Consider the following 26,682-nt stretch of genomic DNA (forward strand, 5'->3'; position numbering starts at 1 on the left):
CTGTAGCACGAGATCGGGGGTTCTCACCCGCTTATCGCAGGAACTTGTCCTTTTTTTAAAGGGCGCCCCTTTTCTTCAGCCAGGCCTGCATCTCGGCGATTTCCCGCTCCTGCTCGCGGATCACATCGGTCGCCCATTTACGGACCTGCTCGTCCTTGGCGTATTGAAGGGCGACCTTCGCCATGTCGATGGCGCCCTGGTGATGGGGAATCATGCCCCGGACGAAGTCGATATCGGCATCGCCGCTGAACGTGATGGCCATGTCCCGATGCATCTTGTCGTTCGCCTGCCGGTAAGCCTGCGTCGCGGGAGTGTCGGCCGCCTGGGCAGGGGCGGAGTGGCCGGAATGGCCCCCATGAGCGCCCTGCGCCAAGGCAAGGGAGGGAAGAGCGGCCAGGAGGGCGGCGAGGGCGATAGAATGGATTTTCATCATCACTTTCCTTTGAGGGTTGCAAGAAATCGTCGGATGCTCATGCGCTCTGCAGGGGGAGAACTTCGGCGGGGTAGCCTCCGTTGCTCAGGGCCGCCAGGATCGAAGACATTTCCTTCTCCGACGTCACCTTGATGCGCCGGTTTTCGAGATCGCCTTCGATCTGAGCCTTCGGGTCGAGCGCCTGGATGGCGCGGGTGACGGCGCGCAGGCAGCCGCCGCAGGTCATGCCGGGAACGTGAAATTCGTGCATGGTCGGGATCCTCGTTTCACAGGGTCCCGAGGGTTCTAGACCTTTCCACGATGGTAAGGTCAAGCGCTCCGGAGGTTCATGGGGGCTATAGGCTTTTTCGGCACGAGCGATGTTGCATGATGGGGCTTATCCTATACGGATAGCTCTGTTATCGCAGATCATGGCCATTGATTTTACATATAGTACCGGCCCGCGGCCGGGGAGTGAGGAATGAAGGTTGTAACCCATAGCGGCACGTTCCATGCCGACGATGTCTTCGCCTTCTCTGTGCTGCGCGAGGCCCTGGGCGCTTTCAGCCTGGTGCGGACACGCGATGCGGCGCTGATCGATAAAGCGGACATCGTTTTCGATGTCGGGGGAATCTATGATGCCGCCAGGGGGCGCTACGACCATCACATGCGCGACCTGCCTCGGCGGTCCGATGGAACGCCCTACAGCTCGGTCGGCCTGATCTGGCGCGATTACGGGCGAGCTGCGCTTTCCCGCCTCGTTCCGGGGATCGGCGAGGATATGCGCGATGTCGTCTGGCAGGACGTGGATACGAGTTTCATTCTGGCCATCGATCAGGCCGATAACGGCATCGCGTCGGCGAGCCAGGGACATCTCGCACTGCTGATCGAGGCTTTCAATCCGACCTGGGACTGCACGCAATCCTATGACGAAGCCTTTCTCGAGGCGGCCGATTTCGCGAGAGGCATCCTGCTTCGGGCCTGCCGGCAGGCCCATGCGGAAGCGAAGGCCCTGTCGCTGGTCCAGGCTGCCGCACGGCAAGCGCGGGATTCCCGGGTGGTCGTTCTCGACCGGAAGCTGCCCTGGGAGAAAGCGGTCTTCGAAGACGATCTGCGCGACCTTCTTTTCGTCATCTATCCGAATGAGGACCGGACGTCCTGGTATTGCCGGACCATCCCGCCCGAGCCCGGCTCCTTCGGGCAAAGATTGTCCCTGCCCGAATCCTGGCGTGGCTTGCAGGAGGAGGAATTCTCCAAGGCAGCCGGAATCGAGGACGGCGTCTTCTGTCATCCGAGCGGGTTCATCTGCGGGGCCCGCTCCCGGGAATCGGCGATCCGGCTGGCCGAGAAGGCGATTGCCGCAGGACGCTAGGTGACGCTGGTCCGCAAGGGTTCCAGGCCATGAAGCAGGTACCGATCATCTCTCATTCCGCCTATGAAGCGAGCCTGCCCGAAGACCATCGCTTCCCCATGCGCAAATACGGCCGCCTCGCGGAAACGGTTGCGGAAATGGGCCTCGTTCCCAGCGGCTTCGTCGTTCCCGACGAAGCCTCCGCCGACCTGATCGCGCTTGCGCATGACCGGACTTACGTGGATCAGGTTTTCGCCTGCTCGGTTCCGCGCGAGATCGAGAGGCGGATCGGCTTGCCAATCGGCGAAAGCGTGGTTCGCCGCGCCCGCGTATCCGCAGCCGGAACGCTGCTTGCGTCGAGGCTTGCCCTGCAGCACGGCCTTGCGGGCACGACGGCAGGGGGCAGCCATCACGGCCAGCGGGAAACCGGCGCAGGCTTTTGCGTCTTCAACGATGTCGCCATCGCCGCCAAGGCCCTGAGGGCCGACAGGACGATCCAGCGAGCGCTTGTCGTCGATCTCGACGTGCACCAGGGCGACGGGACAGCCGATTGCCTCGGGGATGAGCCGGATCTCTTCACCTTCTCCATGCATGCGGAGAAAAACTATCCCGTGCGCAAGATCCCGGGCGATCTCGATATCGGCCTGCCGGATCGGATGGAGGACGACGCCTATCTCCAGATGCTTCAGGCGCATCTTCCCCGCCTGCTCGATGCGCTGGAGCCGGATATCGTCTTCTTCAATGCCGGGGTCGATCCTCACCGGGATGACAAGCTGGGGCGGCTCGCTCTGTCCGATGAGGGCTTGCGCCGGCGGGACGGTTACGTGATCGAACAGGCGCGAAGCCGCCGCATCCCGCTCGTCGCCGTCATCGGTGGAGGCTATTCCAGCGACATCGATGCCCTCGCCCGACGTCACGCCATCGTTTTTGAGGCGATGGCGGCATGGAGCGAGGCGAACGGCTGATCCTCAAGCTTCAGGACGGGCGAGCGAGACGGCCAGGCGCGCGGCGAGCGCGGCGTTGTTCTTCACGAGCGCGATGTTGGTGGCGAGGCTCCGGCCGTTCGTCCGTTCGACGAGAGTGGACAGAAGGAAGGGCGTAACGGCCTTTCCCGCGACGCCGCGAGCCTTCGCCTCGGCCACGGCTGCGTCGATGAAGGTTCTCATCTCGTCGGCGGGGATCTCGTCGGCGGCGGGAACCGGATTGGCCACCAGAACGCCGCCGCCGAGGCCCAGGGATTCCTTGGTACGGATTAGGTCGGCCATCGCCTCGGGGCTGTCGAGACGGAGGGGAACGGGCAGGTCGCTCGCGCGGCTCCAGAACGCCGGAAAGCGGTCCGTTCCGTAACCGACCACGGGCACGCCGCGGGTCTCGAGATATTCGAGCGTGCGCGGCAGGTCGAGGATGGCTTTCGCACCTGCACAGATCACGGCCACGGGCGTGCGGGCCAGCTCGTCGAGATCGGCCGAGATGTCCATGGTGCTTTCGACGCCCTGATGGACGCCGCCAATGCCGCCGGTCGCGAACACGCGGATGCCGGCGAGATGCGCGCAGATCATGGTGGCCGCGACCGTCGTCGCGCCATGGCGTCCTGCGGCGACCGCGTAGGGCAGATCGGCGCGGCTCAGCTTCATCACGTCTGTGGCGGTGCCGAGCCAGTCGAGTTCCGCATCGGAGAGCCCGATCTTGATGCGCCCCTCGATGATCGCGATCGTGGCGGGAACGGCGCCGTTCCCGCGCACGACCGCTTCGACCTCGCGGGCCGTGGCGACGTTCTGGGGATGAGGCATGCCGTGGGTGATGATGGTGGATTCAAGCGCCACCACCGCTCCACCCTGGCGAAGGGCCTCCTGCACCTCGGGAGCGATGTCGAGAAAGCGGCTGGCGATGTCGTGCTTCATGATGGCTCCCGTTCGCGGACCGGACCAGCTCTAAGCGGCAAGAGGGTTTCAAGCAAGGCGAGGGAAAGGTCCGGCCGGACGCTGGATGGGCTCTCAACGGTCAGGGCCGCCGCCACGGTGCCGAGCCGTGCGGCTTCATCGAGTGGGCGCCCTCTCAGCATGGCGACGAGGGTCGCGGCGATCAGGGAATCCCCTGCGCCGGTCGCATCCACGATCCGGGCCTGCGTGGCGCCGATCCTGGCGATCCCGGTGCGGTCCGCGACGAGCAGCCCGTTCGCTCCGAGGGTCAGGACGATCCGCTCGGCTCCCTGGGCGAGGAGGGCGCGGGCCGCCGCGTCCGGCGCAGTGTCCGGAGCCTCCAGAAAGGCGCGGGCCTCATCGAGGTTGAGGAAGAAGAGGCCGATGCCCGTGAGGTCCCGCGGCAGCCGCGTCACCTTCGGGGTCGATACGGCATCGACCGCCAGCATGAGCGAGCGCCCGCGCGCAAGATCGACCAGCGCATGCAGCGTCTCGGAGGGCAGATTGCAATCCGCGAAGAGCCAGGACGATGCGAACTCGGCCTCGGACCGGCGCAGCAGGGCAGGGGTCAGCTCATCGAAGACCGCCATATTGGCTAGACCGAGGGCAAGCTCCCCGTCCGGCTGCAGGACGGCGACGTATTCCGCCGTGGCCTGCCTCTCAGAAATCGCCATGCCATTTGTGCCGATGCCGAGCCGTTTCAGGTCGTCCAGCATGGCATGGCCGTTCTCGTCGTTCCCGACGATGGAGATGAGAGCTGCCCCGGCGCCGAGCCGCGCGATGTTCTCGCCCACATTGCGGGCGACACCGCCGAAGGAGCGGCCGGAACTCACCGGATTGGAGGTTCCCGGCTGGATCGGCTCCATTGCGCGGTACTTGCGGTCGACGGCCGCGCCGCCGATGCAGATCACCCTGACGATCTCAGGCTCCATGTCATCGGACCTCTCGCCTTTTCGCTTGCACCCGGAGGATATGCCGGAAGGCGGGGGCCGCCGCAACGGGCGGCGCGGCCCATTGGCTCAGACGACAAAGAAATCCCTGTAGCTGAGGGCGAGGCCTTTCTTGAGCAGCGCGATCTCGACGGCCTTGCCGGCGCTGGATCCGTCCGCATCGTAGGAGAGGATGCCCGTCCGCTTGTTGTAGATCAGATAGTCGTTCCGATCCTCTGCGTGCTCGCCCACTGTGAAGAAGGCCTTGTTCAGCTGGGCGGGCTTTGAGAGGGAGCCCGTCTTTCCGAGCTTGGAGAAGATCGCGTTGTCGAGCCAGAGGCTGTCGTCGGCGACGTTGAAATCCTTGATCGTGTCGAAGTTGATCTTGCGGTTCGTGCGGGCGGTGCCCAGTGCGCTGTCGAACACGAAAGCATCCCTGCCCGTGCCGCCATGGAGCGCATCGTTGCCCGCTCCGCCGCTGAGCCTGTCGTTTCCGGAACTGCCGTTGACCCGATCCGCGCCAGTATCGCCATAGACCCAGTCGTTGCCCGAGCCTCCATCGACGCTGTCGTTGCCCGAACCGCCACGCACCGTATCGTTGCCGGAGCTGCCGGACATCAGGTCGTTGCCCGACTCTCCATCGAGGGTATCGCTGCCCGTGTAGCCATAGAGCCTGTCGCTGCCGGACCCTCCCAGGATCCTGTCGTTGCCCCAGCCTCCGGAAACGTAATCGTTTCCGGCATCGCCTGAGATCCGGTCGTTGCCATCGCCGCCGTACAGCGTGTCGTTGCCGCCCAGGCCCTGCAGGCCGTTGCCTCCCGTATCGCCGGTGAGTCTGTCGCCGTAGGCCGAGCCCTGCAGGCCCTGGATGCTGGCATAGACGTCGCCCGAAGCCTCGCCTGTGTTACCGGCGCTGGCGATCAGGCTCGCATTCACGCCTGCTGTGGCGTTAGCATACGAGGCCCAGTTGAAGCCTGCGCCGCCCTCGAGCGTGTCCGCACCTGCGCCGCCGGAGAGAGTATCGTTGCCAGCATTGCCGGAGAGACGGTTCGCGGCATGGTTGCCGATGAGCGTATCATGCCCGCTGCCGCCTCTGGCGTTTTCGATCAGGGAACGCGGATCGTTCTGATAGAGATAGGCATTGGCGATGTTGCCGCGGGCATAGATCCCTTCAAAGCCGTCCAGAAGAGCGTATTGCCTACCCACGTCGCTCCACTGTCCCGGGAGCAGGTTGATCGTAAGATTGGTGGCGTAGTTCTCGAAATTGTAGGTGTCGTTGCCGCCGCCATCCCAAAGAGTGTCGAAGAGGACATCGGCGCTTGGATCGAAGGTGTAGGTGGTGTCGTCGCTTTTATAGCTCCAGTTGGGGCCGTAGAGATATTGCAGCGCTGCGATGTCGTGGAGCATGGGGGCCGTCGGGTAGCTGCCCTCCGCGAGGGTGTAGCCGCCTTCCGAGCCCCGTCCGGGATAGCTGCTATAGCTCATCACAGAGAGCTCGATGGAATCCACGGCGGGATCGACCTCGGGAAAGATGCCGATTTCATTGTGCGGATGCTTCAGGCCGAGGGCGTGGCCGATCTCGTGCAGGATCGTGAGATAGGCATAGGAGCCCGGCTCCCAGGAGTTTGAATCGGCGACGGATCCGCCGAGCTGAATATCGCCGGCCTCGGGCTCGGACGAAGGGAAGTCGACGACCCTGGCCGTAGGGTTTTCCGGGGACCGGTACCAATAGATCCGGATGTCCGCGTCCTCCGGCGAGGCGGCCTCCGTGAAGGTGAGGCCCGAAACGGCGGTCCACATTTCCAGCGCGCGCTCGACATAGAGCTGCTGCGTGGAGTCGAGAGCGGAGAAATCGTCGGGGTTGATAGCGTTGACCGGCGAGTAGTCCAACAGCTGCGATGGGAGCGTTGCAAAGCTGTAGGTCAGCGCGGTCGTCGTCCATCTGGTGCCGAACAGGATCCCGTCGATCGCGTAATTGTTCGTTGGATCAACTTCTATTGCCGTCGCCATGAATGCCCCCATTCCGTTAGGGAATGTACTTAACAGCGGGATGGGAAAAAATCCAACGGATTGCGAAGGGCTCCCGTGAATTCCAGGCCGGTCCGCATGTGTCCTTTCGAGGCACGCGGCTTTTACGGTTTTGCGCTGGATCAAAGCGCCCGATGTCCCGCGGGCTACAGTGATCGCAAAAATCGGAGGCGATCATGACTTTGGGAGAAACCCTCAGACAGTGGCAGGCGAGCTGGGCGCGGGCTTTCGAACTCGAATCGCTGGATCAGGCCCAGCGAGAGGCCCTGGCTCGGGATATCGGCGTTCCGGTGGAGATCCTGCCCGTGCTCGTGGCCCAGGGTCCCGAGGCTGCCGCGGAGCTGCCGCGGCTCATGAATGCGCTGTCCCTCGATCCGGACAAGGTCCGCGAAATCCATGCGGCGCTCATGCGGGACATGAGTCTCACCTGCTCGGGATGCACTGCCGCCGTTCGCTGCCGCGACGATCTCGACCATGGCCGCGCGGGCGCGCATTATGCCGAGTACTGCCCTAATGCCGAGAACCTGCAGGAATTGCAGAGCGAGGTCGCCATGAAGGATGCGCGCGCCTGAAGGCGAGGCGCCCGGCTGACGGAGTGTCAATCCCTACCGTGGAACAGCAGGGTCGTGTTTCCACCGATGGCGCTTGAGGCAACGGGGCGCCTGGGGGCGAGCACGGCCTCGATCCCGGATGAGGGAAAGCGGCTCTGGTAGATCTCGAGCCAGGCGATGCGATTGCCGGGAATGGTGCCATCGCCGGGATAAGGTTCCTGCCTGGTGCCGGCGGCCTGATCGAAGAACGATGGATCGTCGAGAGACAGCACCACCCGGTTCACGAGGCGGGAGAGGGCGCCGCTCTGTTCGGCATAGAGATTGAGGCCCCGGCTGCGAGCGAGTTCGGCTGTGGCGACCAACGGTTCGGCAGCGTAGATGTGATAGTCGCGGGCGCGCTTGCCGCGCTTGAGTTCAAGCGGCAGCGTGCCTTCCGGCGTGATCTGCGCGAGCCCTATCCGTGCGCTGGCGATCCCCCAATCGGTCAGAGTCCTGTCGCCGGACGCGATACCGGCGGCGGTGGCGGCGAGACCCGCCCAGTAGCGGTGATTGTTGCGCCCCGAGACTCCTTGAGCTCCTTCCTTCGCCTCAACGACGTTCCGCCCGAGAGTCTTCAGCCATGACTCGACGCGCTTCTTCGGCTCATCCGCCAGGCCGGGCGCGTTGCGGATCTGAAGATAGGCGAGCGCGAAGCCACCCAGGGCCTGCCCCAGATTGAAAAGCGCCTGTTTCGAGCGCATGTCGGTCATGGCGTTCGCCGAGGCCCAGGCATCGAGCCAGACGAGCGCGCAGGCGGCCGCGGCGGTGTTTCTTGGGCTCGACTTCACATAGGCGTTCGCAATCTTCGCGAGGTTGCGTCCATAGTCGCGCAGCGGCTCGACCGCTTCCGAATAAGCCTCCTCGGCCTCCTCGTCGATCGTGGCGCGCTGCGCGTCGGACTGCTTGTACTTGCTCTGGGTATCGAGGGTGACGATGGGCGCGCCCGGCGTGCCGCATTCATATCTGGGCTTGGCCTGAACGTTCTCCTTCCCCGGCGAAGGGATGAGATAACCGGTACCTTGCCCATAGGCGGCGCTGATGGGCAGGGCGAGGAGAAGCATGGGAAGCAAGACGCGGAGCGGGCTGCGCGCAGCCGTTGCGCATCCTATCGCCCGTCCAGCAGCCCCCGCCATGCCGTCCTCCTCAGACCTATGCGGATCATGAGCTAGGGCATTGTTCCAGGAAGTGGATCCGATTTCCCATCAAAATTCGGCGTAGCAAGGCCGGGCGGATAAGGTCTTTCGGGTTATGGCTCGTCTCAGCCGGCATTGGCGGAGCGGCGGGACGGGCTGCGATTGCTGGCTAGAGGCGGCACGAGATCCTGTCCCCGTCCTGCGGTGACGATCAGGCGCTTGATCTCGCCTCTGAGATAGGCCTGCAGGAAGCGGTCGTAGTTCCTGAAGGAGACGCAGCCGTTCGAATCCCCGCGCGGGCCGAGCAGATAGGTATGAGCCAGGATGCCGTCGCGGCCATAGATGGCGGCGCTGCCGCCCACCGGCGTGAGGCGCAGGGCGCGCACACCATGGAACAGTGCCTCGCGTTCGGTGATGACGTAGGTGCCCGGCGGGGTCGCGCCCTTCATGCGGACATTCACGTAACGGGGATTGTCCATCATGTCGCCGAGACCGGAATGCGCCTCGAGCCTTTCGCCGTTGGGCAAGGTGACCGTCTGCGCGACGATGTCATAGACGGCCGTGCCTGCGCCGGCCTCGGTCGGAACGGGGCTCACGCGGATGTTGGGCGAGATGCTGCCCGTGCCGTTCTCGAGCGCGGCATAGCTGAGCGCAGCTTCGGGCGGTGTGGCGGGCCGCACGCCGAAGAGTTTTTCGATGAAGGTGCGGTTATCCGCCTGCGGGCTGGCGATGGCCGCCGCGCGGGGCGTTGCGGGAACGCTCGACGCCCGCGCCACTTGCGGAGCCGGAGACGTCCGCAGGTTGCGGAATTCGGCCGGGCGGGGGACAGGCAGCGGCACGGGCTGAGCCGCCTCGGCCACAGCGACAGGCGGAGAAGGCTCGACAGGCGTTTGCGCGACAGCGGCCGCCGACGGCTCGGCAGGTGCCGTGCGTGCGGCGGCGCGCGGCTTGAGCGCGGCCGTGAGCGGCGTGTTCCGGGCGAAGGCGAGCGCCTCGGGCCGCAAGGTCGGGTTCGGATCGACCAGGGACAGGTCGTAGGCCGATGCCGTCCGGAGGGACGCCCCTGCAGAGGCCTGGCGTGCGATTTCGCCCTGAACGGCAGAGGGCGTGCCGGAGATTCCGCCGATATCCGCGAAATAGGCAAGCGGGCTCATCGAGATCGCCACGAGTGCTGCCGTCAGGAGGAAATGGCGCTTGGGGCGACGCGCGGCGCGGCGGCCTGCCGGATAGGACCTGTGCAACATGGCGAACTCTACGCAACAACTTTAGAGTTCGATTAAGCGCCGCTTTGGTTAAATTCCGGATAATGCCCTTGCCGCACGAGCTCCCATCGCCGGGCAGATGCGCAGGTCACTGCGTTGCTGCATGCGAGGCGAGTTCGGATTTCAGCCAGTCGCGAAAGGCGTTCACCGCGCGCGTCTCCGGCGTGGAGCGTGCGGTCACGAACCAGTAGGAAATGCCCGTATCGTAGCGGTCGGGGAAGGGCGCAACGAGACGGCCTAGGGCGATGGCGTCGCCGGCCAGGGTCTCCCAGCCGAGGAAGACCCCCTGGCCGGCCATCGCCGCATCCAGGCACAGGGATGCATCCGAGAAGACGGGCCCGTCCCCGAGAATGGACTCGTCGAGCCCGTTCGGGCCAAGCCATGTGTTCCAGCCGAACATGGGCGTCGGCTCCCGGACGATCGGCACGGCGGCGAGATCGTGGGGATGGCGCAGGCGCTCGCCCAAAAGCGGACTGCAAACGGGAAAGACGCACTGGCCGAGGAGCCGTTCGGCCTTCACGTTCGGCCAGCCGCCGCGGCCGACCCGGATGCAGACATCCACATCCTCATGGCCCGGATCCACGAGGGAAACATCGGCATCGATGCGGATGCGGATATCCGGATGCCGCTCGCGGAAGCGCTGAAGGCGCCACACCAGCCACTTGCTGGCGAAGACCGGCGCCACCGACACGGTCAGCACGCCCTCGCGCCGCCTGTCGGCCAGGGCCAGCCCGGCTGAGATTTCGGCGAAGCCCGAACTGAGATAGCGCAGGACGTCCTGCCCGAAGGCGGTGGGTTTCAAGCCCTTCGGGTGCCGCTCGAACAGGGAGCGGCCGAATTGCTCTTCGGCCTTGAGGATCTGCTGGCTGACGGCTCCGACGGTGACGCCGAGCTCCTCGGCGGCGGCGCGAAGGCTTCCCAGGCGCCCTGCAGCCTCCAGGGCGCGCAGGCCGTTCAGATGGAAGCGGTTCAGGTTGCGCATGCAGCTTTTCTATAGCCAATTGCAGAAAAGCGCCATTTCATTTGCGTGGTGAGGGGTTCAGGCTTTAGCCATGCTGAACCTGATATGCACCCTCAAGAATCTTCTGCATGGCGACGCCCGTGGAGGCGACGGGCGCGAGGACGAGGCATGGGAGAGCGACCCCCTGGCCCATCCGGCTCTCCGGCGCATGAGCCTCGAAGAGCTCGCCGATCTGCCCTTCGAGCGCGGGTGCAGGTGCTTGCCACCTCCTAATCCTGCCGCTCGCCCAGGCGCTTCTTCCAGGTCTCGAACAGGAACAGGGTGATCGCGACGGCCAGTGGGCCGAGGATGAGACCCGATGCTCCGAACAGGATCAGGCCTCCGATGATCGCGATGAAGGCCGGGACGGTGTGGAGCCTCAACCGGTCGCCCACGAGCATGGGATAGAGCAGGTTGTCGATGCCGCCGACGATGATGGCGCCCCAGGCCGTCAGGATGACGGCTTGGCCCCACTGGCCGTCGAGGGCGAGGAAGGCGGCGACGGGCACCCAGACGATGAAGGCTCCGAGCACCGGCACGATGGCCAGGAGACCCATGACGATGCCCCACAGCAGGGGCGCCTGCAGGTCGAGCAGCCAGAACATCAGCCCGCCCAGTGCGCCCTGCACGAGGGCGACGGCGACGGTGCCGTAGACCGTGGCATAGACCGTATCGGCCACGCGGGCGAAGAGCCGCTGCATCTCCGCCTCGGGCAGGGGCGACATGTCCCGTAAGAGATCCAGCGCCGCGCCGCGGTCGCGCAGGAAGTAGAAGAGCATGTAGAAGGTGAGGAGCAGGGTCAGCGCATAGGAGATCCATTCACGGATCAGCCGCGCGCTCGCATCGGTCAGCCGCGAGGCGGCGCTCGTCAGGGCCTCCGGCAGGTCCGCCTCGTCGATCCAGCGGGCGACCGCCGCCGTGGTCGGGTGCGCCTCGATGGCGCGCAGCCATTCACCGGACTGGATCTTCTCCTGCACGGTCACGACGCCTTTGCCGGCCTCCTGCACCAGCCGGGTGCCGACGAAGAGCGTGGGCACCACGACGATCGTGCCGACGACGAGAACGGAGATCGTGGCCGCGAGGGCCGGATGCCGGACCTTGCCCTCGATCCACCGATGCGCCGGCATGAACAGGATCGCCAGGGCCAGGGCCCAGGTGAGCGCGGGCAGGAAAGGCGCCGTGAGCAGGTAGCAGAGATAGAACCCGATGACCGTGAAGGCGAGAAGAACGGCCATCCGGAAGCGGCTTCTCGTCCTCCATCGCGAGGTCGCCGCATCGGGCGCCGGCTGCCGTTCCATGATGGTCACGCTCTCAACCTCGAAAACTCCGTTGCCTTATGTCTGCAACGTCGCGGCGGTCTTGTGAAGATCGGGGCGCGGGGCGAGAGGATTTGCCCATGCCGCTCCGGCGCGGGCTGGAGGCTCGGTCTTTTTTACTTTCGCGTGACTGAATTCCTGCCGGAATTAACGGAATAACGACGAATACACATGAACTCTGGCGGGGATTGCCTCTCGTAAGTCGAGCCGAAAGCCGTCGTGCCAGATTATCTGATCATTGCTCTCAGCATCTTTACGGCAGCTGCCGGAATCATCGGCGCCGCTTTCCTCTTCGCGCGCGGCTATAACGACGACCTTGCGAAGGCCGAAGGCGATCTGGCGAACCTCGCCCTGGCTCTCCAGGAGCAGACGGATGCGGCCTTCCAGTCCATCGAGAACGTTCTGCGCGACGTGGTCGGCCGGATCCCGCAAAACTGCCTCCGGGCGGAGGAGTTCGACAGTTATGCCGCGTCGCAGACGACGAAGGCCGTCCTTGTCGGCGCGACCCATTCCCTGTCCCACATCGCCCGCATCGATCTCATCAATACCCGGGGGCGGATCGTCGGATCGTCCAACCCGCATCCGGTGTCCCATCCGATCTACCTGACGGACACGACCTATTACCGGGCGCTCGCGACGGATGCGGCGCTCATCTTGTATGTCGGCGAGCCGGTGAAGATCCGGGCGACGGGCAAGAAGGTTCTCTCGCTCGCGCGGAAGATCAAGGACACCGACGGCAACTTCCTCGGCATCATCGTGGCGACCGTCGATCTCGGCCACATCGAGACCACCTACAAGGAGCACCTCAAGCCAGGCTCGCTGGCGATCGCGCTCTACCGGCGCGACGGCATGATCCTGGCGCACGCTCCCGCCGCCGAGCGGGTGCTGGGGCGGCGGCTCTGGCGGCCCAATACCCCTCTGCAGCGGATGATCGCCAGGAACATCCCGACGCTCATCCGGGATGTCAGCTGGATCGACAGGGCCGAGCGGCTGGTCGCCCTTCATCCTCTCGCCAATTATCCCTGCGGCGTCGCCGCCAGCCGGACCGTTGCGGAACTCATGGCCGGGCGGCGCCTCGAGGCGCGGCTGATCGGCTTCGTCGCCTATATCATGGACATCGCCATCAACACGGCGAGCCTGCTCGGCCTGCGGCATGTCCGGACGGGCATTCTCAGGGCCGCCAGCGAGAGCTACCTGTCGCGCCACGACATCCTGACGAAGCTTCCCAACAGGCTGTTCTTCGTCGAGGAGCTGAAGCGGACCTTCCTGGCCTCCCAGCGGTCCGGCACCGACTTCGCCCTGCATTTCATCGACCTCAACCGCTTCAAGGACATCAACGACAACCACGGGCACGGCGTGGGGGACGAAGTCCTTCAGGCCGTGGCGCGGCGGCTGCGCGAGCGACTCAGGAAGAGCGACTTCATCGCCCGCATCGGCGGCGACGAATTCGCCATCATTCAACGGCCGGTGCGGGGGCGGCAGCAGGTGCTGGACCTCGTCGGGGCCATCCAGGCCGCCATGAAGAGACCCTGCACGGCCGGAAACACGGAGATCGACGTCCTGCCGTCCATGGGCGTCGCGATTGCGTCCTCGGACGGCAGGACCTCGGCCGACCTCATGAAGGCCGCCGACATCGCCCTCTATGCGGCGAAGTCGGATTCCGACAGCGGCTACCGGCTCTACGACGCGAACCTCAAGGATCCCCGCGCGGAGCGCCGCGCCCTCGAAGGGGCCTTGCGCAGCGCCCATGAAAACAGGGAGCTCGAGCTGTTCTACCAGCCGATCCTCGATATCGCGACGAACCGGATGTGGGGCTGCGAGGCCCTGGTGCGCTGGAAGCATCCCACGAAGGGGATGATCCTGCCCCTGCAGTTCATCACGGCGGCGGAGGAATCCGGCCTCATCGGCCCCATCGGCGACTGGATCCTCGAGGAGGCCTGCAGGACCGCCATGACCTGGCCGCTGCCGCTGGCGGTCGCGGTCAACCTCTCGCCCGTGCAGTTCAGGAGCCGGGACGTCTTCGCCAGCGTCCGGCAGGCCCTGGACGCCTCCGGCCTGCCGGCCCGCCGCCTGATCCTGGAGATCACGGAATCCGTCAGGCTCACGGAGGAGGCCACCGCGACGCTCCGGCGGCTCAAGGCGCTCGGGGTCTCGATCGCGCTCGACGATTTCGGCACCGGCTATGCCTCCATGAGCTACTTGAGCAGCTTTCCCTTCGACAAGATCAAGATCGACCAGTCCTTCGTGCGCGCCATGATGGATTCGCCCGACAGCCGCGCCATCATCAAGGCGACGATCAGCCTCGCGAACGACCTGAAGATGAGCACGACGGCCGAGGGCGTCGAAACGGAAGAGCAGCTTGCCGCCCTGCGCCAGGCGGGGGCCTCCCAGGCTCAAGGCTATCTCATCGCCAAGCCCATGCCCCGGGACGCCATCGCGGCCTTCATTGCGGAGGCCCAAAACGCGCAGCAGGGCATGCGCGACGACCAGGCCCCGGCCCGCGCCATCGCCTGACGGAGCAGCCGGGATTGTTCCGGCAGGAGACGCGGGCGCTCACGCGCCGGGGCGGGCCGAAACAGGTTTCTTCCGCCCGGCGGACGAGACCGCATTCAGGGCCGCGGCGGCGCGGACGAGCGCCTTGAACGCCTCCTCGTCGAGCGCCGCGCCCTCATGGAGATCGATGGCGCGGCGCGTGTTGCCCTCCAGGCTGGCATTGAAGAGCCCCGCCGGATCCTCCAGCGAAGCGCCCTTGACGAAGGTCAGCTTCACGACGGCCTTGTAGGTCTCGCCCGTGCAGATGATCCCCGCATGCTCCCACACCGGAACCCCACGCCACTTCACCGCCTCGACGACATCAGGCAATGCCTGCCGGATGAGCGCCCGAACCCGCGCCAGTGTCGCGCCGCGCCAGTCGTTCAGATGCTGGATATGCGCGTCGATCTGTTGGGAGGGGGAGGGTTCTTCGTTCAAGGCTGTTTTGCCTGGGTAAATGAGTGATGTCGCTTTTGTTATAATAAGTTTCAAAGGAAAACTTCAAAAAGGCGACACGATAGCGATGCAGTCTAGATGCAGCAGCGCGTAAACTATGCTTGACCGCACTCAACTAGCGTTTAGGGAGACAGCATTTTTTGTACTTCAATCCGCTACCGCATATGCATGGGGCATTGCGTCCGATCTTCTTATGCTTTGCTTTCATGGCTTCCCGTAACGAGCGTCCTGGTGCTGCCTTAGGAACATTCTTATACCGCTCTTCTACCTCTGGATCTAAAGTCCATGGATAATTCAGCTCGACGCCCATACGCACAGCGTAGTCATGAGAGGAGAGACATAAACCGTACCAGCCTGAAGCTTTTTGGAGATACTTCCTCATTTCACAATGTGCGTTAAGACGTGCAGCAGCATCATTTATTTCGTCATCATTGATATGAACTGTCAGTCCGAGCGAAGGGTTCTCAAACCAGAATGTTGCATCGTGAACTCTGCCATCTTTTCGGCTCAGAGATGCAAGCTGCTCGATAGCTGTATTGATGTCGCTAAGACATTCCTCATTTAATGATAGTAGAAGTAGCCCTAGGTTGATTGGAGCGCGATTTTTGAGAGTCTCAATGCTTTTTATAAGCTTACCAATAGTTTTATCTGCAAATTTTGTGAGGATTCCGTCCGGAGTGCGTGCGCCTCCTATCCCTAATCTGCGCGAAAAGACTGCTACGTCCAAATCGCTTGTGATGTCATCTGCAAGATATATATGATCAAATCCATCTTCCAGCCAAAGATTGTGCTTAAGATGATAAGAAAGCGCTGTAAATTCATGAGATATACTTATTTTTTCGTAGTATTTTGTTCGTTTATTGATGTAATCAATGAAGTATAGTGGCGTATTTAGAAACTCAGTTGCTAATTCTAAATTGAATATATCAGTAATAAATGGCGCTGGTATTGCATCGCTTGATGAATATTCGAGTAGTTTGTTGCACTGGAAGGTGAGCGCGGGGTAATGATCGCAAAGTACGCCTATCAAGAAAATCTTATCGAAGGTGTCAGCTATTTCTATTTTCTGGTTGTTTTGATCGTAGAAATGGCATTTTCCATACATGATCTCTTGCGCACAGATCATGCCTTGGTTGTAGGCCGCTTGAATTCCTTTCTTGAAGTCATCCCTGAGTATGCCGTCGTTTCCCTTTCTGGCTTCTATGCTCAGACGTTTCGACTTAGCTTGTACTATTATGCCGATATGCGCAAACCTCACAAGCACATCGATATCAGTGATGTCCTTGCCCTTTGAGCTTCGCAGAATAACATTTTGAAAAACGTTATTAGAACCGAATACATCTTTTAGGCGGTCATAGCAGAAGGTTTCTGTAAATAGGCCTCTATTTTTTACAGCAATAGCTTTATAGTCCTTGTCTTTTAACATCCAAAAGAAAGGTGTTTCGTATAAGGCTTCGAAGAGGGTGTAGGTCTGAAAGACGTAATAGAGGTTGTCATGCTTGATTACAGGATATGCGTTGGCTGCATTGAAGTCGCTAAGGCTCTTAAATGTTGCATTTCGTGTTTCTGACGGAAATGCGAAGGCATCAAGGACAGCTGCAACTGTCTTTGTATCGTGTTGGCATGATCTACATATTTCAGCTATGTCGTAGCTATACGCGGGGAGCATAGACCACTTTTCTGGCTGCTCGCTTCTTATTGAGTTGAGGCGATTTAAGAGTTTTTCACTTTGTAAATCCGCTATGGCTCTAAACACAGAGGTGGCTTCTTCGATTGTGAAGCCCTTGTTTCTTTTAAGCCATTCCTCATCGTTCTTGTACTTTATTGGTGCAAGATCGCGGTATTGAAAATCATATGCTGACTCACCTCCATAGAAGATAGGTTCCCGTAAGGCCGCAGCATTTGCGAATGGGTCTTCACTTCCTCTTTCAGAGGCTTCAGAGAGCGTTTTTAGACTGTTAAATAGGGGTGCATTTAAGCAACTATGTAGTTCTTTTAAAAGAGCATCAGCTCTTTCTAGTTGATTTTGAATAGTCTGAGGATCTTTTAGTTGTAGGTTGAGAGGCTCTTTAAGCATCAAACCGATCAGGGTATTTATTTCGGTTCGAATTAGGCGGTCTGGAGTGTAACTAGCTAAGACATCCTCGGTCGTTAGCTCGTCTCCCATAGGGATCGTATTGTCCCTGAAGCAAAAGAAGGCGACTGCATGGGCGAAGCCTGGACCAGTACATACTTGCCCAAGCTCTTCAAAAACTTCCTGTTCTGAACGATGATTCTGAAAGTTATTCATTGCCATCCCAGAGAAAGGCCGGGCACAAGCCCGACCGTTTTATCTGGATTTGAACTACAAGTGGTTCGTTTGGCAACTTTATAGATTCACAAGTTGTGGCTTACGAGCACCCCGTCGTGCTTCCACACGTATCGCACTTCAAGCACGTCCCGTTCCGCACCAGAGTGAAGTTCGCGCATTCGGGGCAGGCTTCGCCCACATAGCCCTTCATCTTGGCCTCGGCGCGCTTGTCGGCGAGGGACGGGGCGGCGGGGGCTGAAAAGGCGAGTTTTGCCATTTCGGCTTCGCCGACGACGACATCCTGCGGGGCGGGATGGGCGAGTTCGCTCTTGAGGGCGTTCGCGCCCACGGTCGCCGTGCCGGTGCGCTGGGTCACGCCTCCGGCGCTGCCGGCGCCGCCGCCGGGGATCAGCATGAGCCGGTCCACGTTACCGCGGGTGAAGCCGCGGGAGACGATGGCCGTGGCGGGCGCGGCTTCCGGGGCCTTCGACTGGGCTTCGCCCTGGCCGATGGTGGTGGGGCCGAGCTCCGACGGGTCCACATGGGCGAGGTCGTTGCGTCCGAGATAGGAGATGGCGAGCTCGCGGAACACGTAGTCGAGGATCGAGGTCGCGCTCTTGATGCGCTCGTTGCCCTGGACGAAGCCCGCGGGCTCGAAGCGCGTGAAGGTGAAGGCCTCCACGTATTCCTCCAGCGGCACGCCGTATTGCAGGCCGAGCGAGATCGCGATGGCGAAGTTGTTCATCATCGCACGGAAGGCGGCGCCTTCCTTGTGCATGTCGATGAAGATCTCGCCGAGGCGGCCGTCGTCGTATTCGCCCGTGCGCAGATACACCTTGTGTCCGCCGACGACGGCCTTCTGGGTGTAGCCCTTGCGGCGGTCGGGCATCTTCTCGCGCTCGCGCATGGCGACCACGCGCTCGACGATCTTCTCGACGATCTTCTCCGACACATGCGCGGCCTTCGCCGCGGCGGGGAGGGCGGCCACGTGCTCCGCAGCCTCTTCCGCGTCCTCCTCCTCATCGGCGATGAGGGCGGAGTTGAGCGGCTGCGAGAGCTTGGAGCCGTCGCGGTAGAGGGCGTTCGCCTTCAGCGCCAGCTTCCAGGAGAGCATGTAGGCGTTCTTGCAATCCTCGACGGTGGCGTCGTTGGGCATGTTGATGGTCTTGGAGATCGCGCCCGAGATGAAGGGCTGCGACGCCGCCATCATGCGGATGTGGCTCTCGACCGAGAGGTAGCGCTTGCCGATCTTGCCGCACGGATTGGCGCAATCGAACACCGCGTAGTGCTCGACCTTCAGGTGCGGCGCGCCTTCGAGGGTCATCGCGCCGCAGATATGGATGTTCGCGGCCTCGATATCGGCCTTCGAGAAGCCCAGGAAAGAGAGCAGGTCGAAGGACGGGTCGTTGAGCTTCTCGGTCGGCACTTTCAGCGTGCCGGTGAGGAAGTCCTCGCCCAGCGTCCAGCGGTTGAAGACGAACTTGATGTCGAAGGCGGACTTGAGGCCCTTCTCGACGGCCTCGATCTTCTCCTCCGTGAAGCCCTTCGCCGCGAGCGTCGAAGGATTGATGGCCGGAGCCTGCTTCATGGAGCCGTGGCCGACCGCGTAGGCCTCGATCTCGGCGATCTCCGACTCGCGATACCCCAAGGCCCGCAGCGCGTCGGGCACGGCCCGGTTGATGATCTTGAAGTAGCCGCCGCCGGCGAGCTTCTTGAACTTCACCAGGGCGAAGTCGGGCTCGATGCCGGTGGTGTCGCAATCCATCACGAGGCCGATCGTGCCGGTGGGCGCGATCACGGTGGCCTGCGCGTTGCGGTAGCCGTTCTTCTCGCCGAGCTGGAGCGCCTTGTCCCAGGCGGATTTCGCATGGGCGATCAGGTTCGCGTCGGGGCAGGAGGCGTGATCGAGCGGCACCGGGTTGACGGAGAGGCCCTCATAGCCCGTGGCCTCGCCATGCGCCGCGCGGCGATGGTTGCGGATCACGCGCAGCATGGACTTCGCGTTGGCCTTGTAGTTCGGGAACGGCCCGAGCTCACCCGCCATCTCGGCGGAGGTGGCATAGGACACGCCGGTCATGATCGCGGTGATCGCGCCGCAGAGCGCGCGGCCTTCCGCGGAATCGTAGGGGAGGCCCATGGTCATGAGCAGGCCGCCGATATTGGCGAAGCCCAGGCCCAGCGTGCGGTACTCGTAGGAGAGCTGCGCGATCTCCTTGGACGGGAACTGCGCCATCAGCACCGAGATTTCGAGCACCACGGTCCAGAGGCGGCAGGCATGCTCGAAGGACTCAGCGTCGAAGGCCTTCGTCTCGCGGTCGTAGAACTGCAGCAGGTTGGCCGAGGCCAGGTTGCAGGCCGTGTCGTCCAGGAACATGTATTCCGAGCAGGGGTTCGACGCCCGGATGCGGCCACCGGCGGGGCTGGTGTGCCAGTCGTTCATGGTGGTGTTGAAGTGCAGGCCCGGATCGGCCGAGGCCCAAGCGGCGTAGCCGATCTGCTCCCACAGGTCGCGGGCCTTCAGGGTCTTCAGCACCTTGCCGTCCTTGCGGGCCGTGAGGTGCCAGTCGGCATCGTTCTCGACGGCGCGCAGGAAGTCGTCGGTGAGCGAGACGGAGTTGTTGGAGTTCTGGCCGGAGACCGTGAGATAGGCTTCCGAATCCCAGTCCGTGTCGTAGACGGGGAAGTCGATCTCCGTGTAGCCCTGGCGCGCGAACTGGATGACGCGCTTGATGTAGTTGTCCGGGATCTGGACCCGGCGGGCCATCTTGATCTCTTTCTTCAGAGCCGGGTTCTTCTCCGGGTCGAAGCAGGCGTCGCCGGGGGCCTCGCAGTTCACGCAGGCCTTCATGATCGCCTTGAGGTGCTTGGAGGCGAGCTTGGAGCCGGCGACGAGCGCCGCGACCTTCTGCTCCTCCTTCACCTTCCAGTCGATATAGGCCTCGATATCCGGGTGATCGACATCGACCACGACCATCTTCGCGGCGCGGCGGGTGGTGCCGCCCGACTTGATCGCGCCCGCGGCGCGGTCGCCGATCTTGAGGAAGCTCATGAGGCCGGACGAGCGGCCGCCGCCGGAGAGCTTCTCGCCCTCGCCGCGCAGGTTGGAGAAGTTCGAGCCGGTGCCCGAGCCGTACTTGAACAGGCGCGCCTCGCGGACCCAGAGGTCCATGATGCCGCCCTCGTTCACCAGGTCGTCCTCGACGCCCTGGATGAAGCAGGCATGCGGCTGCGGATGCTCGTAGGACGACTTGGACTTGGTCAGCTTGCCGGTCTTGTAGTCCACGTAATAGTGGCCCTGGCCGGGACCGTCGATGCCGTAAGCCCAGTGCAGGCCGGTGTTGAACCATTGCGGGGAGTTCGGCGCGACCATCTGGTTGGCGAGCATGTAGCGCAGCTCGTCATAGAAGGCCTGGGCGTCCTCCTCGGAGGAGAAATAGCCGCCCTTCCAGCCCCAGTAGGTCCAGCAGCCGGCGAGCCGGTCGAAGACCTGCTTGGAGGAAATCTCGGAGCCGTAGCGGCTCTCTTCCGGCAGCTTGGCCAGCGCCGCCTCGTCGGGCACGGAGCGCCACAGCCAGGAGGGAACGTCGTTCTCCTCCACCTTCTTCAGGCGGGCCGGAACGCCGGCCTTGCGGAAATACTTCTGGGCCAGGACGTCGGAGGCCACCTGGCTCCATGTCTCAGGCACTTCGATATTCTCGAGCTTGAAGACGATAGAGCCATCCGGATTGCGGATCTCGCTCGTGGCGAGCCGGAAGGCGAGGGAGGAATAAGGCGATTGGCCTGATTTGGTATAACGCCGCTCGATCCGCATAGTCACATTCCTAAGTAAAGGGACAAAAAGTCCCCATGGCCGCGATTTGCCCCGCAGCTCATCAGCCCATATTTATTGTTCGACGCCCCAACGATCCTCTTGCGGGATCGCCACGCAACACGCCCGAGTTACGGCTGCCTCCGGAGCATCGCGCCCAAGAACGGAAACCATCCCTGGGGTCAATCCGATGCTCCAGGCGTCACAGGTCGCGCGGCAACGGCGTTGCCACGGGACTCTGAACGCTTACTCTGGGGAGGTCCAACCGGCCTTTTCAGGTCGGCCGCCGGTCTCTGGTCGGTACCTCTTCAAGCTAGTCGCGTTGCGAGCCTCACGTCAAGAACTTGTGTCGCGGCTCAGGGTTCCAAACTACATCTTGTGTGTAGCTGTGTGAATTGTGGATAACGGCGACCCGCCCGGCTAACCCTCGGAGACTCCTCTGAGAATCCGTTCCGGGATTCTGTTGCGGCCAAGCTTCGCCGGCTCAGGAACGCAGTGCCGGACATGCTTAACGCTTCGTCGCTGTGGTGCCGGCGCATCAACCTTTCGTAGAGGCCTGAACAGGGGTTCGAAGGCTCCCCGAAAGCCGAAATGGCCCGAATGCGGGAAATTCCGTCAATGACGTTAGGGTAGGGGGCCTGAGAATCAGGCGAGGCTTTTCGCTGCTCGGAAGGCTGGACTTCGAGGCCGGCAAAAGCCATATTCCGCGCGATTTCAAACCCCTTCGGCGGCGGCAGCAGCGATGAAACAGTTTTGGACCCAGTTCTTCACCTGGTGGAACGGACAGACCCTCGGCACGCGATTCTTCACCTGGCGCAAGGGGCAGTTCGTGGGGCAGGACGAGTTCGGCAACCGCTATTACCGCTATACGCAGCCGACCCCGATCGACTCCAACGTGGGCGCCGAGCGCCGCTGGGTCATCTATAACGGCGAGGCCGACGCCTCCCGCGTTCCGCCCGGCTGGCGCGCCTGGATGAGTCATAACGGCGATGTGCCCCCGAGCGAGGAAGCCTATCAGCCGCGCTCCTGGGAAAAGCCCCATGTGCCGAACATGACCGGCACGGCGATGGCCTATCGTCCGCAGGGCTCGCAGCTCGCGACCGGCCAGCGTCCCGCCGCAACGGGCGATTACGTGCCGTGGACTCCGGGGGAATGAGGCCTGAAGCGGCCTCCTGACCCTCCATGCTCAAGAAAGCCCAAGCGCGCGACTGCGTCGAATGTGGCCTGCCCTACGGCCACCCCGATTTCGGCTATTATTCCGGCCGTATCGAGAACGGCCCAGCCTATTGGTCGGACCGGGGACTCCTCTGATCCCATGCCTGCTCCTCCGCTCATTTCGAGCGCCGCGTGAAAGAGGGCGATCCCATGGAGGAGCCTGCGCCCAATCCCCTCGAGAACGGCTGGTCCTGAGAGGGCCTCAACCCTTCGGGTGAAAATACGATTGCCGGCGCATCACGGCGTCGGTGAACAGGCCGAAGGCCTGGATGACGTGGCCTTGGGGCACCTCCACATGGCGCGCCGCCCCTGATCCCTTGAGAACGCCGCCGCGCTGGTCCGGCACCGGATCGCGGTAGGTGCCGCCGTCGCCCAAGGTGCAGTTCTGGCACCGGATGGGGCCGAGGATCTGCGCGCCGCGACCGATTCGATTCGTCAGGCTGAGCGATCCGCCGCCCAGAAGGCGGGCGCCGTCCCCGATGTCGATCGTGTCCCCGCTTCCCGCCTTGATGGTGAAGCCGCCTTCCTCGCCGATGTCGGTTTCCGCCCCGATGGTCACGGCGCCGCCTGCCGCGACGATGCGCGTACCGGAAAACAATTCCGTTCCGCGCCCGATGTCGATCCGCCCGCCCAGGTTCTGGATGATGATGCTGGGCCAGAGAACGATGCCTTCATCCAGATGCGCGTCCCCGGAAATCAAGGTCGAGGAGGGGTCGAGAATCAGGATGCCGCGACCGGCCAAAGCGACCGTCTCGGCCACGCCCAAGAATCCAAACCGTTCCCGGATCATATCGGATGAAACGTGAGGAGGGATATTCATCGCGCAGTCTCCGAAAACAGGTCATTGGAAGATATGACTCAACCGGCCTTCGCCTTCAGCCACTCGCCGATGATGCGCGAAACATCGGGATGTGTCTCTCCCTCCTGGTCATCCCTGCGCATGTGGAAGCTCTCGGCCTGATTCTTCATGCGGTAGAACGCGTGATCCATGTCGGGAATTTCCACGTAAGTTGCGGCGCCTGGACGGACAGCGTTGATCGCCGCAAGGATCTCCTGATGCTCTTCGGCGCTCGTGATGAAATCCGCGCGGCCGTAGATCAAGAGAGTCTCGGGCTTCAGGCGCGTCCAGAGATCCGCGTAATCGATGGCGGCGATCTGCTGCAGATAGGCATCGGAGGACGGGATCTTCATTTCCTCTGCGCAGGCCGGCCGCTTCTCCAGAACTTGCGCGCGCGGCGTCTTCTCGATGAGAAGATGGTGCATGCACCATTGCTTGAGCTGCATCTGCGCGCCGATCTTCGCAAGCGGCATGCCTTCCAGTTTGAGCTGGCGGCGGCGATTGATCAGCTCATATTCGAACCAGGTGCTGCCGACGGTTTCCGCCACGGCGAGACCGCGCACCGGAATCTTCTCCGCAACCAGCGGACCGACGATGCCGCCGATGCTGTGGCCGACGATGAATACCTTATCCGGATCCACGTAAGGCTTGGCTTTCAGGTCCTTGAGGCCTGCCACGTAGCCGGCCACTTCCGTGTCGAGATTCGCCATCATGCACGGCTCGCCCATGCTGTCGCCCATGCCGGTCTTTTCCACGCGCATGGTGGCAAAGCCCTGGCGGGTAAGGTCGGCGAGGATCTGGCGATAGGGCGTCTTCTCGTTGAAGGGATAATCCATGCTGTAGCAGCCGATGCCGCCGACGAAGAGAATGGCGGGGCGGCGCTCGGCACCCTTCGGCTTGGTGATGATCGTGCGGCGCAGGGCTCCCTCGGATTCAACGGCCTCGTAGAGCGTTTCGAAATCCTGGGACGATTCGGGCGGGAAGCCGATGAGGGAAACCTGCTGTTCGAATACCTTGCCATCGCGAACGAGCGAGAGGTTCACGCTGTCGCCGGCGCGTTTCTTGCGGACGGCGCCCACCACATCGGATGACGAGCGAACCGGAGCCTGATCGAGCTTGAGCAGAATGTCCCTGGCCTGTAACCCGGCCTTCTGGGCCGTGGAGCCGGGAATCACGCGCTCGATGAGCAGGCCTTCTCCTGAGGGAACGAGGCCGCCTGCACGCATGGTTTCGGGCACGGAAGCCATGCTGATTCCAACGAAGGCACGCCGTGCCAACTCACCGCACTGGGCTTGCAGCGGCAAGGCAAGCAACAGGATTACCAGAAGAGAGCGACGAAGCAAATGCATGCAGGAATCCCCGATTAGAAAATGTAATTTTATCCTATCGTAGGGTCATTCGCCAAGCTTTCCTGCTCATCGCCCTTTTTCCAACACGGTTGGCATGTTAACGCGTGTCCCACCAAGATAACGGCCGTGATCGGCCGGGCGTGAAGGCGTGGATCAGGTATCATGAAGAGTGGATGGGCACGGGCGGCATGGGTGCTCGCATCGATCGTCGGTGCAACGGGCACAGCCCAGGCGGACCGGATCAAGAATCCGACGGCCGTCTTCTCCGGGCTGGACAAGATCACCGGGCGAATCGTGTCCTTCGAGGTCGGCATCGACGAGACCGTGCAGTTCGGCGCGCTGCAGATGACGCCGCGGGTGTGCTTCACCAAGCCGCCGACGGAAACGCCGAACACCACTGCCTTCATCGAGGTGGATGAGCCCGGCCAGGACGGAAAGAGCAAGCGGGTCTTCTCGGGCTGGCTCTTCGCCGCGAGCCCGGGCCTGCATGGCCTCGAACACCCGGTCTACGATATCTGGCTCGTCGACTGCAAAGGCGGCACGGAGGTGATCGCCGAACCGAAGGAAATGCCGGAAGAGCTGCCGCCGATCGAGGATACGGCCCGTGCGCCGGGCGATGCCGCCCAGCCGGGAGGCATCATGGCTCCCACCGGTGAGACCGCGCCGCGACCGCCGGAGGTCGAGACCGCGCCTTTACGCCAGCCGCAGCGCCAGCCGGCGGGCCGGCGGCCGGCGTCTCCGCCGATCATCAATACGGACCGTTGATCCGAGAGCGGTCCCGGACGAGGGGGCCGATTGCCCGCGTTGCGCTATCCAAGGGCGGCGAGGGCCTCCTCGCCGCTGACGATCCTGCCCCGCGGCCACGCGTCCCAATCGGCGGAGTGGTCCATGGCTTTACGCAGCATCTGCTTGTAGGTCCGCCGGGGAACCTCGATGGCGCCGAACTGGGCCAGATGCGAGGTCACGAACTGCGTATCGAGCAGGGAGAAACCGCCCCGGCGCAGGCGCGCCACGAGATGGACCAGTGCCACCTTCGAGGCGTCGCGCTCGGTGTGAAACATGCTCTCGCCGAAGAAGGCGCCGTTGAGCCGCACGCCGTAGAGACCGCCGACGAGGCGGTTGTCCCGGTAGACCTCCACCGTATGGCAGTACCCGGCATCGAACAGCTCGCCGTAGAGTTCCCGGATCCGTCGGCTGATCCAGGTTTTCTCCCGGTCTACGCCCGGCGCGGCGCAGCCTGCGATCACGCCATCGAAATCCCGATCCACGCGCACCTCGAAGAGATCCGAGCGGACGGTGCGGGCGAGGCGCTTGGAAATATGGAAACCGTCGAGGGGGATGATTCCCCTCTCGCGCGGCTCGACCCAGAACAGCGACGGATCGTCCGCATCCTCCGCCATGGGAAAGATGCCTGCCGCATAGGCTTTCAGCAGGATTTCCGGCGTGATGTCGATCGCCTCATCAGACGCATGGCTCATGCGGATTTGTACCAAGGAACGAGTGGGCCGTCCAACGGCAGGCTTGCCCTTGACGAAACAACGCAGCGATGACGGCTCAGGTCCCAGGCGCCTGGATGGTGCGGATGACGATCTTGTTCTTCTCCCGCAGATAGCTCTTCCGCTTGGCTTCGATGCGCGGAATGTCGGAGCCGTTCCGGGCCAGAAAATCGAGCATCCGCTCGGGATTGTCGAGTGGAACGTCTTGATGCTGCTCGAGATAGCGGGGCAGGTCGTAGTTCCACCATTCGCTTTGCAGGAGCCGCTCGATCAGGGGCGCATCGAAACGGTGCTTGACCACCCGTGCGGGATTGCCCGCGGCGACGGCATAGGCCGGCACGTCCTTTGTCACGACCGCGCCGGCACCGATGATCGCACCGGTCCCGATCGTGACCCCGGGAAGGACGATGGCTCGGGAGCCGATCCACACATCGTGGCCGACATGGGTTCTCCTGCCGTAGCCCTCAAAGGTGAGGGGCGGCTCGTATTTGCGGGTGTCGGGATAGAGATTGGTATAGGGAAACGGATGGGAGGAGAGCCATTCCTTGGGATGCGCGCTCCCGCGCAGGCTCACATTGTCGCCGATGGAGCAATAGCGCCCGATCGTGGCGTGGTGGATCTCCGTTCGGGGCGAGACATAGGAGTAAGACCCGATTTCCGCTTCGACCACGTGGGACGAGTGGAAGATCCTGATCGGCGCCTCCCAGATCAGGCTACCGCCGATCGTGCCGCCAAGATCCAGGCCGTGTTTCATCAGG

General features: G+C 62.8%; 23 protein-coding genes. 7 read left to right on the forward strand and 16 right to left on the reverse strand.

The features are described 5' to 3' along the window. Nucleotides 1-55: 55 nt before the first annotated feature. Both copM and L879_RS0117100 read right to left on the reverse strand, forming a co-directional pair. Nucleotides 56-430 carry a CopM family metallochaperone gene (copM, locus tag L879_RS0117095; protein ID WP_027317182.1) on the reverse strand — a complete coding sequence of 125 codons (375 nt, stop codon included), beginning with the start codon at nt 428-430 and terminating at the stop codon, nt 56-58. Nucleotides 431-470: 40 nt separating this feature from the next. Beyond that, nucleotides 471-683 (reverse strand): heavy-metal-associated domain-containing protein, encoded by a 213-nt coding sequence (locus L879_RS0117100; RefSeq protein ID WP_027317183.1) that lies wholly within the window; start codon nt 681-683, stop codon nt 471-473. A 210-nt stretch (nt 684-893) separates the two neighbouring features. Here L879_RS0117100 and L879_RS22080 point away from each other — a divergent pair, with 210 nt between their 5' ends. Both L879_RS22080 and L879_RS0117110 read left to right on the forward strand, forming a co-directional pair. Continuing rightward, on the forward strand, nt 894-1,784 hold the full coding sequence (locus L879_RS22080; protein ID WP_035460015.1) for an MYG1 family protein: 891 nt from the start codon (nt 894-896) through the stop codon (nt 1,782-1,784). A 29-nt stretch (nt 1,785-1,813) separates the two neighbouring features. Beyond that, nucleotides 1,814-2,728, forward strand: coding sequence for a histone deacetylase family protein (locus L879_RS0117110; RefSeq protein ID WP_027317184.1), 915 nt, complete (start codon nt 1,814-1,816; stop codon nt 2,726-2,728). A 3-nt stretch (nt 2,729-2,731) separates the two neighbouring features. Here the strand turns inward: L879_RS0117110 and L879_RS0117115 are convergent, their stop codons facing one another. The 3 genes from L879_RS0117115 to L879_RS22090 all read right to left on the reverse strand — a co-directional run bounded on the left by L879_RS0117115 (nt 2,732) and on the right by L879_RS22090 (nt 6,621). After that, the gene (locus L879_RS0117115; RefSeq protein WP_027317185.1) at nt 2,732-3,664 is read right to left on the reverse strand and encodes a pseudouridine-5'-phosphate glycosidase; all 933 of its coding nucleotides are present in this window, start codon (nt 3,662-3,664) and stop codon (nt 2,732-2,734) included. Continuing rightward, nucleotides 3,661-4,614 (reverse strand): carbohydrate kinase family protein, encoded by a 954-nt coding sequence (locus tag L879_RS22085; protein ID WP_051435389.1) that lies wholly within the window; start codon nt 4,612-4,614, stop codon nt 3,661-3,663. The genes L879_RS0117115 and L879_RS22085 overlap by 4 nt, the downstream gene beginning before the upstream one ends. Before the next feature lie 87 nt (nt 4,615-4,701). Continuing rightward, the gene (locus tag L879_RS22090; RefSeq protein WP_051435390.1) at nt 4,702-6,621 is read right to left on the reverse strand and encodes a M10 family metallopeptidase; all 1,920 of its coding nucleotides are present in this window, start codon (nt 6,619-6,621) and stop codon (nt 4,702-4,704) included. A gap of 194 nt (nt 6,622-6,815) precedes the next feature. Between L879_RS22090 and L879_RS22950 the strand changes: the two genes are divergently transcribed. After that, complete coding sequence (locus L879_RS22950) at nt 6,816-7,211, forward strand: DUF6455 family protein (RefSeq protein WP_051435391.1); 396 nt, start codon at nt 6,816-6,818, stop codon at nt 7,209-7,211. A gap of 26 nt (nt 7,212-7,237) precedes the next feature. Here the strand turns inward: L879_RS22950 and L879_RS22955 are convergent, their stop codons facing one another. The 4 genes from L879_RS22955 to L879_RS0117155 all read right to left on the reverse strand — a co-directional run bounded on the left by L879_RS22955 (nt 7,238) and on the right by L879_RS0117155 (nt 11,859). Then, complete coding sequence (locus L879_RS22955) at nt 7,238-8,362, reverse strand: alginate lyase family protein (RefSeq protein WP_084021119.1); 1,125 nt, start codon at nt 8,360-8,362, stop codon at nt 7,238-7,240. Nucleotides 8,363-8,487: 125 nt separating this feature from the next. Then, complete coding sequence (locus L879_RS22105; RefSeq protein WP_051435393.1) at nt 8,488-9,606, reverse strand: tlde1 domain-containing protein; 1,119 nt, start codon at nt 9,604-9,606, stop codon at nt 8,488-8,490. Between the two features lie 106 nt (nt 9,607-9,712). Beyond that, nucleotides 9,713-10,606: a LysR substrate-binding domain-containing protein gene (locus L879_RS0117145; RefSeq protein WP_027317186.1), complete on the reverse strand. Its 894-nt coding sequence runs from the start codon at nt 10,604-10,606 to the stop codon at nt 9,713-9,715. Between the two features lie 248 nt (nt 10,607-10,854). Further along, the gene (locus L879_RS0117155; protein ID WP_245265258.1) at nt 10,855-11,859 is read right to left on the reverse strand and encodes an AI-2E family transporter; all 1,005 of its coding nucleotides are present in this window, start codon (nt 11,857-11,859) and stop codon (nt 10,855-10,857) included. A 300-nt stretch (nt 11,860-12,159) separates the two neighbouring features. Between L879_RS0117155 and L879_RS22960 the strand changes: the two genes are divergently transcribed. Continuing rightward, entirely contained in the window at nt 12,160-14,454 is a 2,295-nt protein-coding gene (locus tag L879_RS22960; protein ID WP_051435394.1) for a putative bifunctional diguanylate cyclase/phosphodiesterase, read from the forward strand. A gap of 39 nt (nt 14,455-14,493) precedes the next feature. Here the strand turns inward: L879_RS22960 and L879_RS0117165 are convergent, their stop codons facing one another. The 3 genes from L879_RS0117165 to L879_RS0117180 all read right to left on the reverse strand — a co-directional run bounded on the left by L879_RS0117165 (nt 14,494) and on the right by L879_RS0117180 (nt 21,029). Further along, nucleotides 14,494-14,952 (reverse strand): DUF1801 domain-containing protein, encoded by a 459-nt coding sequence (locus L879_RS0117165; RefSeq protein WP_027317188.1) that lies wholly within the window; start codon nt 14,950-14,952, stop codon nt 14,494-14,496. Between the two features lie 91 nt (nt 14,953-15,043). Then, a complete protein-coding gene (locus tag L879_RS23365) occupies nt 15,044-17,218 on the reverse strand; it encodes a YecA family protein (RefSeq protein ID WP_161634679.1) in 2,175 nt (724 codons plus the stop codon). Between the two features lie 100 nt (nt 17,219-17,318). Next, on the reverse strand, nt 17,319-21,029 hold the full coding sequence (locus tag L879_RS0117180) for a vitamin B12-dependent ribonucleotide reductase (RefSeq protein ID WP_027317190.1): 3,711 nt from the start codon (nt 21,027-21,029) through the stop codon (nt 17,319-17,321). 739 nt (nt 21,030-21,768) lie between these two features. Here L879_RS0117180 and L879_RS0117185 point away from each other — a divergent pair. Together L879_RS0117185 and L879_RS24625 are read left to right on the forward strand one after the other, a co-directional pair. Continuing rightward, nucleotides 21,769-22,182: an NADH:ubiquinone oxidoreductase subunit NDUFA12 gene (locus tag L879_RS0117185; RefSeq protein WP_027317191.1), complete on the forward strand. Its 414-nt coding sequence runs from the start codon at nt 21,769-21,771 to the stop codon at nt 22,180-22,182. Nucleotides 22,183-22,208: 26 nt separating this feature from the next. Further along, the gene (locus L879_RS24625; RefSeq protein ID WP_368086328.1) at nt 22,209-22,337 is read left to right on the forward strand and encodes a hypothetical protein; all 129 of its coding nucleotides are present in this window, start codon (nt 22,209-22,211) and stop codon (nt 22,335-22,337) included. A 106-nt stretch (nt 22,338-22,443) separates the two neighbouring features. On the opposite strand, the gene L879_RS0117195 is transcribed toward L879_RS24625, so the two are convergent. After that, entirely contained in the window at nt 22,444-23,001 is a 558-nt protein-coding gene (locus L879_RS0117195) for a hypothetical protein (protein WP_245265259.1), read from the reverse strand. A gap of 98 nt (nt 23,002-23,099) precedes the next feature. Continuing rightward, nucleotides 23,100-24,428 carry an alpha/beta hydrolase family protein gene (locus tag L879_RS0117200; RefSeq protein ID WP_084021123.1) on the reverse strand — a complete coding sequence of 443 codons (1,329 nt, stop codon included), beginning with the start codon at nt 24,426-24,428 and terminating at the stop codon, nt 23,100-23,102. Between the two features lie 162 nt (nt 24,429-24,590). Between L879_RS0117200 and L879_RS0117205 the strand changes: the two genes are divergently transcribed. After that, entirely contained in the window at nt 24,591-25,193 is a 603-nt protein-coding gene (locus L879_RS0117205) for a DUF2155 domain-containing protein (protein ID WP_027317194.1), read from the forward strand. Between the two features lie 44 nt (nt 25,194-25,237). On the opposite strand, the gene aat is transcribed toward L879_RS0117205, so the two are convergent. Beyond that, entirely contained in the window at nt 25,238-25,906 is a 669-nt protein-coding gene (aat, locus tag L879_RS0117210; RefSeq protein ID WP_027317195.1) for a leucyl/phenylalanyl-tRNA--protein transferase, read from the reverse strand. 76 nt (nt 25,907-25,982) lie between these two features. Beyond that, nucleotides 25,983-26,678 (reverse strand): CatB-related O-acetyltransferase, encoded by a 696-nt coding sequence (locus tag L879_RS24515; protein ID WP_210278774.1) that lies wholly within the window; start codon nt 26,676-26,678, stop codon nt 25,983-25,985. Nucleotides 26,679-26,682: the final 4 nt, after the last annotated feature.

It is taken from the genome of Microvirga flocculans ATCC BAA-817, from assembly GCF_000518665.1.
Classification (GTDB): Bacteria; Pseudomonadota; Alphaproteobacteria; order Rhizobiales; family Beijerinckiaceae; genus Microvirga; species Microvirga flocculans.

Coding starts and splice junctions, on each gene's coding strand:
- copM (WP_027317182.1), bottom strand. CDS start 430: ATGAAAATCCATTCTATCGCCCTCGCCGCCCTCCTGGCCGCTCTTCCC.
- L879_RS0117100 (WP_027317183.1), bottom strand. CDS start 683: ATGCACGAATTTCACGTTCCCGGCATGACCTGCGGCGGCTGCCTGCGC.
- L879_RS22080 (WP_035460015.1), top strand. CDS start 894: ATGAAGGTTGTAACCCATAGCGGCACGTTCCATGCCGACGATGTCTTC.
- L879_RS0117110 (WP_027317184.1), top strand. CDS start 1,814: ATGAAGCAGGTACCGATCATCTCTCATTCCGCCTATGAAGCGAGCCTG.
- L879_RS0117115 (WP_027317185.1), bottom strand. CDS start 3,664: ATGAAGCACGACATCGCCAGCCGCTTTCTCGACATCGCTCCCGAGGTG.
- L879_RS22085 (WP_051435389.1), bottom strand. CDS start 4,614: ATGGAGCCTGAGATCGTCAGGGTGATCTGCATCGGCGGCGCGGCCGTC.
- L879_RS22090 (WP_051435390.1), bottom strand. CDS start 6,621: ATGGCGACGGCAATAGAAGTTGATCCAACGAACAATTACGCGATCGAC.
- L879_RS22950 (WP_051435391.1), top strand. CDS start 6,816: ATGACTTTGGGAGAAACCCTCAGACAGTGGCAGGCGAGCTGGGCGCGG.
- L879_RS22955 (WP_084021119.1), bottom strand. CDS start 8,362: ATGGCGGGGGCTGCTGGACGGGCGATAGGATGCGCAACGGCTGCGCGC.
- L879_RS22105 (WP_051435393.1), bottom strand. CDS start 9,606: ATGTTGCACAGGTCCTATCCGGCAGGCCGCCGCGCCGCGCGTCGCCCC.
- L879_RS0117145 (WP_027317186.1), bottom strand. CDS start 10,606: ATGCGCAACCTGAACCGCTTCCATCTGAACGGCCTGCGCGCCCTGGAG.
- L879_RS0117155 (WP_245265258.1), bottom strand. CDS start 11,859: ATGGCCGTTCTTCTCGCCTTCACGGTCATCGGGTTCTATCTCTGCTAC.
- L879_RS23365 (WP_161634679.1), bottom strand. CDS start 17,218: ATGAATAACTTTCAGAATCATCGTTCAGAACAGGAAGTTTTTGAAGAG.
- L879_RS0117180 (WP_027317190.1), bottom strand. CDS start 21,029: ATGCGGATCGAGCGGCGTTATACCAAATCAGGCCAATCGCCTTATTCC.
- L879_RS0117185 (WP_027317191.1), top strand. CDS start 21,769: ATGAAACAGTTTTGGACCCAGTTCTTCACCTGGTGGAACGGACAGACC.
- L879_RS24625 (WP_368086328.1), top strand. CDS start 22,209: ATGCTCAAGAAAGCCCAAGCGCGCGACTGCGTCGAATGTGGCCTGCCC.
- L879_RS0117200 (WP_084021123.1), bottom strand. CDS start 24,428: ATGCATTTGCTTCGTCGCTCTCTTCTGGTAATCCTGTTGCTTGCCTTG.
- L879_RS0117205 (WP_027317194.1), top strand. CDS start 24,591: ATGAAGAGTGGATGGGCACGGGCGGCATGGGTGCTCGCATCGATCGTC.
- aat (WP_027317195.1), bottom strand. CDS start 25,906: ATGAGCCATGCGTCTGATGAGGCGATCGACATCACGCCGGAAATCCTG.
- L879_RS24515 (WP_210278774.1), bottom strand. CDS start 26,678: ATGAAACACGGCCTGGATCTTGGCGGCACGATCGGCGGTAGCCTGATC.